This is a genomic window from Aeromicrobium sp. (assembly GCF_025965075.1).
Lineage (GTDB): Bacteria > Actinomycetota > Actinomycetes > Propionibacteriales > Nocardioidaceae > Aeromicrobium.
In genome coordinates, this window is the sequence record NZ_JAOPXQ010000008.1 from 1 (window position 1) to 7,776 (window position 7,776).

Genomic DNA, 7,776 nt, shown 5'->3' on the forward strand with positions numbered 1-7,776 from the left:
CGTGACCCGTCCGTTCAAGTTCGAGGGCCGCAACCGTTCGGGCCAGGCCGACGCCGGCATCCAGGCGCTGCGCGACGAGGTCGACACCCTCATCGTGATTCCCAACGATCGTCTGCTCTCGATCAGCGATCCCAACGTGAGCCTGCTCGACTCGTTCCGCCAGGCCGACCAGGTGCTGCACCAGGGCGTCTCGGGCATCACCGACCTCATCACGACGCCGGGCCTGATCAACCTCGACTTCGCCGACGTCAAATCCGTCATGTCGGACGCCGGCTCGGCCCTCATGGGCATCGGGTCGGCGCGCGGTGAGCACCGTGCCGCGGTCGCCGCCGAGAGTGCCGTGTCGAGCCCACTGCTCGAGGCGTCGATCGAAGGCGCGAGGGGCGTGCTGCTCTCGATCGCGGGTGGCTCCGACCTCGGCCTGTTCGAGATCAACGAGGCCGCCGGTCTGGTCGCCGACGCGGTGCACCCCGACGCCAACATCATCTTCGGCGCCGTGATCGACGATGCCCTCGGCGACGAGGTGCGGGTGACGGTCATCGCCGCGGGATTCGACGGTGGCGAGCCGATGCTTCGCGATGCCACCAAGCCAGCGCTGCTCAAGGAGGCGCCTCCCGCTCCACCAGCGGCCTCGGCGCCTCCCACCGCCGAGACCTACCTGAAGCCTGATCCCTACCTCGATGCGCCCCGGGTGTCGCAGGATCGCCGGGTCAACGACGGGGCCGGCAACGTCACGGTTCCGGCCGATCCGGTGCCGACCGACTACGGCGACGACCTCGACGTGCCCGACTTCCTGCGCTGACGGCGGGGGTGTTCTTCCACCGCGAGACGATCGGACGGGTCGACGTCGCGTTCACGGATCGGGCCGGTGGATGCAGCCAGGGCCCGTGGTCCTCGCTGAATCTCGGGACGTCCAACGGTGACGATCCGCAGGTCGTGCAGCGCAACCTGGCTGCGTTGGCAGCGGCGGTCGGCGTCGACCGGCTCGTGCGCATGACGCAGGTGCACGGCGTCGAGGTCGTGCGCACGAATGACGTGCGCGCCGACGACGCCGGCGAGGTCCCGGTGGGTGACGCCTTGATCACCAACCAGGTCGGCGTGGGCGTGCTGGTGCGGGTGGCCGACTGCACCCCCGTGGTGCTGGTGGGTCTCGACCAGCCCGTGGCCGGCGTCGTCCACTGCGGACGCGATGGACTGGTCAAGGGCGTCGTGGCGGCCGCAGTGTCCGCATTCCGCGCTCAGGGCGCGATGTCCGTCGCCGCTCGTATCGGCCCGCGTGCATGCGGCCGGTGCTACGAGCTGCCGGAAGAGATGGCCGACGCCGTGGCCGCAGTGGTGCCCGAGGCGCGGTCGACGACGTCGTGGGGCACACCGGCGGTCGACGTCGGAGCCGGCGTCGCGGCGCAGCTGCGCGACCTCGACGTGTCGTACGTCGACATCGGCGCCGACGTCTGCACGATCGAGGACGACCGCTTCTTCTCCTACCGGCGGCAGGGGCAGGACTCCGGCCGGTTCGGCGCGCTCGCGGTGATCCGCGCATGAGCCGCCGTGACGAGCTGGCCGCGGGCCTCGCCGAGACCGAGCAGCGCATCGCCGCGGCCTGTGCGGCAGCGGGTCGAGACCGGGACGACATCTGTCTGGTCGTCGTCACGAAGACCTATCCGGCCTCCGACGTCGTGCTGCTCGCCGAGCTCGGCGTGACCGACGTGGGAGAGAACCGCCACCCCGAGGCGCAGCTCAAGCTCGACGAGGTGGGGAGCCTGGGGCTCGTCGACGGCATCGAGCCACCTCGCATGCACTTCCTCGGCGGGCTGCAGACCAACAAGGCCGGGGCGGTCGCGCGCTACGCAGACGTCGTGCACAGCGTCGACCGGGTCAAGCTCGTCAACTCGCTGTCGCGCGGTGCCGTGGCGGCCGAACGCACCCTCGAGTGCTTGATCCAGGTCGATTTCGACGCGACCGACCCTGGCCGCGCCGGCGCCGTCCCCGCAGACATTCCCGAGCTGGCTGTGGCCATCGCCGGGGCGGCCGGTCTGACGGTGGGCGGACTCATGACGGTGGCCCCGCTCGCAGACGATCCCGCGCCCCACTTCGAGCACCTCGTGAACCTCTCCGAAGAGCTGCAGCGCGAGCACCCGGGGGCCTCGATCGTGTCGGCCGGCATGAGCGGCGACTTCGAAGCCGCGATCGCGGCCGGCGCGACACACCTGCGCATCGGGCGTTCGATACTCGGTGAGCGTCCCTCCACCGGGTAATCTCAGTCTTGTCATTTACGAAATCGAACACACGGAGTTCTCATGGCTGGCGCAATGCGTAAGGTCGGCGAATACCTCGGTCTCGTCGAGCAGGCAGACTTTGACGACGAGTTCGACGACGACCTCGATGCGCCCGAGCCCGCGGGACGGCAGCCGGTCACCCGCCAGCCCGCCGTCGTGCGTCCTGCCCCGGTCGCCAGCATCGATGACCGTCGACGTCCCGAACGGGCCGAACGAGTCGAGCGGGCTGAGCGGCCGGAGCGCCGGGCGTCGAACGCCTCCGACCTCGCCCGCATCGAGACCGTCACGCCCCGCACCTACAACGACGCCCGCACGGTCGGGGAGCACTACCGCTCCGGCGTCCCGGTGATCATGAATCTCTCCGAGATCGACGACGACGACGCCAAGCGTCTCGTCGACTTCGCCGCCGGACTGGTGTTCGCCGTCCACGGCTCGATCAACCGTGTCACCGCCAAGGTCTTCCTCCTGTCGCCCGAGAACATCACGGTGACGGACGAGGACAAGCAGCGCATCGCTGCCGGCGGCTTCTACAACCAGAGCTGACGGGATGACATCTGAGACCATCGGCGGGATCCTCGATACCGTCCTCCTGGTAGCAATCATCATCCTCATCGCGCGGTTCGTCCTCGACTGGGTCCAGCTCCTGGCCCGGAGCTGGCGGCCGCGTGGATTCGTCCTCGTCCTGTGCGAGGGCCTCTACTCCGTGACCGACCCACCGCTGCGTGTCGTGCGCGGAGTCATCCCGCCGATCCGCCTCGGAGCGGTGATGCTGGACCTGTCCCCGATGATCCTCCTGATCGCCCTGTTCATCCTTCGGGCGATCGTCGCCGGCATTTTCTTCTGACCCCTCAGGGGGCGTGGCGACCGGCACATGTCGCCACGGCGACGCCTGTGGCAGAAGTGAACCGGGACCGAGTACGGTGGAGGCTCAGAGTCCCCAGGACTACCCCGAAACCCGAGGTGTACTCATGCCACTGACGCCAGAGGACGTGCGTAACAAGCGTTTTACGCCAGTCCGTCTTCGCGAAGGCTATGACATGGGCGAAGTAGACCAGTTCCTCGACGAGGTCGAGGCAGAGCTCGAGCGTCTGACGGTCGAGAACGAAGAACTTCGCGCCAAGGTAGCCGCCGCATCCACTGGCGAGCCGACCGGTCTGATCCCGGCCGTCTCGTCGGCGCCCACCCCACCGACCCCTGCGGTTCAGGAGCCTGTCAAGGCCCCCGAGCCGGAGCCCGAGCCCGAGCCCAAGCCGGAGCCCGTCGCAGCGGCCCCCGTCGCTGCCCCGCCGGCCCGCCCGTCGATGGGCGATGCGTCGTCCGCCGCGGCTCGTCTGCTCGAGATCGCCTCGACCAACGCCGACCAGCTCATGGACCAGGCGAAGGAAGAGGCCGACCGCATCGTCGGAGAGGCGCGCACCAAGGCGGAGCGGATGGTCAACGAGGCACGTGGCAAGGCTGATCGCCTCGAGACCGATGCCCGCATCCGCGCGCAGAAGCTCGACGACGAGACCAACGAGCGTCGCACCCAGGCCGTCGCCACGATCGAGCGGGAGCGGTACGAGATCCAGCGCGAGGTCGAGCACCTCCGGGCGTACGAGCGTGAGTACCGTGCACGGCTCAAGAACTACTTCCAGAGCCAGCTCGACCAGCTCGCGGCCAACGAGAGCACGACCAGCTCGACGCCCGTCCAGGCACCGGCAGACGCGGCTCCGCGCCGTCTCCGCTCGCTGCTGGGCGACGACGAGAGCTACTGAGCACCTGCACGACCCGCACGATCGAACGGCCCGCCTCCGAGGAGGCGGGCCGTTCTTCGTGTGCGTACGTCCCGGTGGGGGCGGAGGTCAGGCCTTCGTGATCGTGAAGGACAGGCCCAGCTCGTCGTCGCGCAGCGCCGTCGCGTCGGCCGACTCGGTGATGGACGTGGCCAGCACCTCGTCGGCGATCAGGTCCCCGTGCGCCCGCAGCGCGTCGGCGACCGGGCTGTCGGCCGACCAGGCCAGGAGGATCCGGTCGCTGACGTCGAGACCGGAGGTCTTGCGGGCCTCCTGAATCGCACGGATGGCCTCGCGGGCCAGGCCCGCCTGGCGGAGCTCGTCGTCGAGCTCGAGGTCGAGCGCGACGGTCTCGCCCTGGTCGTTGACGACCGACCAGCCCTCGCGCGGGTGCTCCGTGATGATGACGTCGTCGGCGCCGACCGTGAGGGCCTCGCCGTCGACCTCGACCGTGGCGGAGCCGGCGGCGGCGATCTCGGCCGCCAGCCGGGTCGCGTCGGTCGCGGCGATGGCACCGGCGACCTGCGGGGTCTGCTTGCCGAACCGCTTGCCGAGGTTGCGGAAGTTGCCCTTCGCCGAGTGGTCGACGAGATCGCCGGTGGTCTCGAAGGACTCCAGCGAGCGGACGTTGAGCTCCTCGGCGATCTGCGCGCGCAGCTCCTCGCTCAGCAAGCCATGGGCGCGGGAGCCGATGACGGCGCGACGCAGCGGCTGGCGGGTCTTGGCCTTGGCCTCGGCACGCGCCGCCCGCCCCAGCTCGACGACGCGGCGGGCGACCCGCATCTGCGCGTCGAGGTCGTCGTCGACCAGGGACGCGTCGGCCACGGGCCACTCGGCGAGGTGCACCGACGCCGGCAGCTCGTCGGACGTCGCGGCGAACAGGTCCTGCCACACCCGCTCGGTGATGAACGGGGTCAACGGCGCCATCAGCAGCGTCACGAGGTGCAGCGTCTCGTGCAGGGTCGCGAGCGCCGAGGCGTCACCGGCCCAGAAGCGCCGCCGCGAGCGGCGGACGTACCAGTTGGACAGCAGGTCGACGTAGGCCGCGAGCTGCGCGCCGGCGCGCTGCGTGTCGAACTCCTCCAGCGCGTCGGTGACCTGCTGCACCAGCCGGTGGGCCTCGCCGAGGATCCAGCGGTCCATCGCGGGCCGGTCGGCGACCTCGGGCGCGGGGCTTGAGGGGGTCCAGTCGTTGGCGCCCGCGTAGAGGACGTGGAACGCCGTGGTGTTCCAGTAGGTCAGCAGCACCTTGCGGACGATCTCCGACAGCGCGGTGTGGCCGATGCGCCGCGGCGCCCACGGCGATCCGGAGCAGGCCATGAACCAGCGCAGCGCGTCGGCGCCGTGCTCGTCCATCAACGGCATGGGCAGCAGGATGTTGCCCAGGTGCTTGCTCATCTTCTTGCCGTCCTCGGCCAGGATGTGGCCCAGGCAGACGACGTTCTCGTAGGAGCTCTCGTCGAACACCAGGGTGCCGACGGCCATCAGCGAGTAGAACCAGCCGCGGGTCTGGTCGATCGCCTCGCAGATGTACTGGGCCGGGTAGGCCTGCTCGAACTTCTCCTTCGAGCCCGGCGCGTGCGGGTAGCCCCACTGCGCGAATGGCATCGAGCCCGAGTCGAACCACGCATCGATGACGTCGGGGACCCGGCGGTAGGTGCCGTCCTCGCCGTCCTTGGTGAAGGTGATCTCGTCGATGTAGGGACGGTGCGGGTCGAGGTCGGACACGTCGCGCCCGGTCAGCTCGGACAGCTCGGCGAGCGACCCGACGCACACGAGCCGGGACGGGTCGGCGTCGTTGCGCCAGATCGGCAGCGGCGTGCCCCAGTAGCGGCTGCGCGACAGCGACCAGTCGATGTTGTTGGTCAGCCAGTCGCCGTAGCGGCCGTGCTTGATCGTCTCGGGAAACCAGTTCGTCTTCTCGTTCTCGGCGAGGAGACGGTCCTTGATCGCGGTGGTGCGGATGTACCACGCGGGGAGCGCGTAGTACATCAACGGCGTGTGGCAGCGCCAGCAGTGCGGGTAGGAGTGCTCGTAGGCCAGCTCGTTGAACATCAGCCCGCGCGCGGCGAGGTCGTCGGCGAGCGCGCGGTCGGCGGTCTTGAAGAACTGCCCGCCGACGAGCGGCACGTCGGCCTCGAAGTGGCCGTCGGGCGTGATCGGGTTGACGACGGGCAGGTCGTACGCCTTGCAGACGGCCATGTCGTCGGCACCGAACGCGGGGGACTGGTGCACCAGTCCGGTGCCGTCCTCGGCCGTGACGTAGTCGGCCAGCACCACGAAGTGCGCCGGCTCCGGGAAGGCGACGAGCTCGAACGGGCGCTGGTAGGTCCAGCGCTCCATGTCCCGGCCCGAGAACGACTCCCCGGTCACGGTCCAGCCCTCGCCGAGCGCCTTCGCGACCAGCGTCTCGGCGACGAGGAGTGTCTCGTTGCCGTCGGTCGCCAGGACGTAGGTGAACTCGGGGTTGACCGCGACGGCGGTGTTGGAGACGAGGGTCCACGGCGTCGTGGTCCACACCAGCATCGACGCGCGGCCGGCGAGCGGGCCCGACGTCAGCGGGAAGCGGACGTAGACCGACGGGTCCGTGATGGTCTCGTAGCCCTGGGCGAGCTCGTGGTCCGACAGCGTCGTGCCGCAGCGCGGGCAGTAGGGGGCGACCCGGAAGTCCTCGGTCAGCAGCCCCTTCTTGAAGATCGTGGACAGCGCCCACCAGACGCTCTGGACGTACGCCGGCTCCATCGTCCGGTAGGGGTCGGTCATGTCGACCCAGTAACCCATCCGCTCGGTCATCTCCTCGAAGAGGTCGACGTTGCGGACGACCGCCTCACGGCACTTGGCATTGAACTCGGCGATGCCGTAGGCCTCGATGTCGGGCTTGCCGTTGAAGCCCAGCTCCTTCTCGACCGCGATCTCGACCGGCAGCCCGTGGCAGTCCCAGCCGGCCTTGCGGTCGACGTGGTAGCCCTGCATCGTCTTGAACCGCGGGAACACGTCCTTGAAGACGCGCGCCTCGACGTGGTGCGTGCCGGGGGTGCCGTTGGCGGTCGGCGGGCCCTCGTAGAACGTCCAGCGGGGCGCGTCGGCGGGGGTGTCGAGGCTCGCCTCGAAGGTGCCCTGCTCGGCCCACAGGTCGAGGATCTCGCGCTCCAGCACCGGCAGATCGACGTGGGCGGGTACGGGGCGGTAAGAACGGCGAGAGGACGCGTGCGAAGTCACACGTTCAATTCTACGGGTGACCGCGGCCGGGACTGCGGCGGTGCGAGTTGTCTTTGCTCAAGCAGGGGTCTAATCTCCACGCATGCCAAACACGAAGCTCGCGGTGCGAGCCGATGAGACACCCTGGACCGCTGCCGAGACCAAGGCGGTGCGTACCGAGCTCGAGGGCGATCTCATCAGGCTCCGCAGCGAGCTCGACAACTCGGCCCGCGAGCTCCAGGACCTCCTCCGTGACGGGGTCGACGGTGCGGGCAACGACCAGGCCGATGTGGGCTCCAAGGGACTCGAGCGGGACGCCGAGATGTCGCTCGCTGCCAACCAGCGCGAGCTGCTCCTGCAGACCGAGAAGGCGCTCGACCGGCTGGAGAAGGGCACCTACGGCCAGTGCGAGGTCTGCGGTGAGGCGATCGGCAAGAATCGTTTGATGGCGTTCCCGCGTGCGACACTGTGCATGACATGCAAGCAGCGCGAGGAGCGTCGCTGAGCCCTGGCGACGACCACGGCGCGAC

Annotated in this window: 8 protein-coding genes; 7 read left to right on the forward strand and 1 reads right to left on the reverse strand. The window is 69.4% G+C overall.

The features are described from left to right. From JWQ91_RS00395 to JWQ91_RS00420, 6 genes are all read left to right on the forward strand, one after another. Window positions 1-802 (forward strand): cell division protein FtsZ (locus JWQ91_RS00395; RefSeq protein WP_297779304.1); only part of this gene is annotated, 802 nt, incomplete at its 5' end. An 8-nt stretch (window positions 803-810) separates the two neighbouring features. Beyond that, window positions 811-1,542, forward strand: a complete 732-nt coding sequence (locus tag JWQ91_RS00400; RefSeq protein WP_297779309.1) for a polyphenol oxidase family protein — start codon at window positions 811-813, stop codon at window positions 1,540-1,542. Then, complete coding sequence (locus JWQ91_RS00405; protein WP_297779312.1) at window positions 1,539-2,255, forward strand: YggS family pyridoxal phosphate-dependent enzyme; 717 nt, start codon at window positions 1,539-1,541, stop codon at window positions 2,253-2,255. The genes JWQ91_RS00400 and JWQ91_RS00405 overlap by 4 nt, the downstream gene beginning before the upstream one ends. Before the next feature lie 42 nt (window positions 2,256-2,297). Next, window positions 2,298-2,819 carry a cell division protein SepF gene (sepF, locus tag JWQ91_RS00410; protein ID WP_366521340.1) on the forward strand — a complete coding sequence of 174 codons (522 nt, stop codon included), beginning with the start codon at window positions 2,298-2,300 and terminating at the stop codon, window positions 2,817-2,819. 4 nt (window positions 2,820-2,823) lie between these two features. Then, window positions 2,824-3,120, forward strand: a complete 297-nt coding sequence (locus JWQ91_RS00415; RefSeq protein ID WP_297779317.1) for a YggT family protein — start codon at window positions 2,824-2,826, stop codon at window positions 3,118-3,120. A gap of 124 nt (window positions 3,121-3,244) precedes the next feature. After that, window positions 3,245-4,030, forward strand: coding sequence for a DivIVA domain-containing protein (locus JWQ91_RS00420; protein WP_297779318.1), 786 nt, complete (start codon window positions 3,245-3,247; stop codon window positions 4,028-4,030). 87 nt (window positions 4,031-4,117) lie between these two features. Here the strand turns inward: JWQ91_RS00420 and ileS are convergent, their stop codons facing one another. Beyond that, the gene (gene ileS, locus JWQ91_RS00425) at window positions 4,118-7,276 is read right to left on the reverse strand and encodes an isoleucine--tRNA ligase (protein ID WP_297779324.1); all 3,159 of its coding nucleotides are present in this window, start codon (window positions 7,274-7,276) and stop codon (window positions 4,118-4,120) included. A 73-nt stretch (window positions 7,277-7,349) separates the two neighbouring features. Here ileS and JWQ91_RS00430 point away from each other — a divergent pair, with 73 nt between their 5' ends. Beyond that, the gene (locus tag JWQ91_RS00430) at window positions 7,350-7,751 is read left to right on the forward strand and encodes a TraR/DksA C4-type zinc finger protein (RefSeq protein WP_297779321.1); all 402 of its coding nucleotides are present in this window, start codon (window positions 7,350-7,352) and stop codon (window positions 7,749-7,751) included. Window positions 7,752-7,776: the final 25 nt, after the last annotated feature.